The sequence below is a fragment of the Bradyrhizobium sp. Crot121 genome, from assembly GCF_059512385.1.
The window spans coordinates 1-492 of the sequence record NZ_JCAMOR010000346.1 but is presented as its reverse complement, the minus strand read 5'-3'; the positions used below and the strand labels follow the sequence as shown (position 1 = coordinate 492).

The 492-nt window shown below is 58.9% G+C and carries 1 protein-coding gene; it reads left to right on the top strand.

Annotated elements, in window-relative coordinates:
* Window positions 1-492, top strand: a 492-nt coding sequence (locus tag AC5ZGW_RS46900) for an asparagine synthetase B family protein (protein WP_496114239.1), incomplete at both ends; no start/stop codon positions are given.

The window sequence follows — 492 nt, the reverse complement described above, 5'->3', positions numbered from 1 at the left end:
ACATCATCGCGGGCCTGACGACGAAGGCGTCTGGACCGACGGGCGAGTAGGTCTCGGCTTCAAGCGTCTTGCTATCATCGATCTGACGCCGGCGGGACATCAACCCATGGGCAGCGCCGACGGCCAGGTTTGGCTCGTGTTCAACGGAGAGATCTATAATTTTCCGGAACTAAGGGCCGAACTGGAAGCCAAGGGGCACATCTTCCGCAGCCATAGCGACACTGAGGTGATCCTGGCTGGGTATCTCGCATGGGGCGAGAAGGTTTTGAGCCGACTGCGCGGCATGTTCGCCATTGCGATCTGGGACGGCCGGACGCGCCGGCTTATGCTTGCTCGTGACCGTATCGGCAAGAAACCGCTTTACTATGCTTTGACCGACCAGGGGCTGTTCTTCGGCTCGGAGATCAAGGCCATTCTCGCTTGGCCTGGCATTGAACGACAGGCCGACCTTGGCGCTTTGCACCTCTTTCTCAGCTACCAGTATATTCCGGC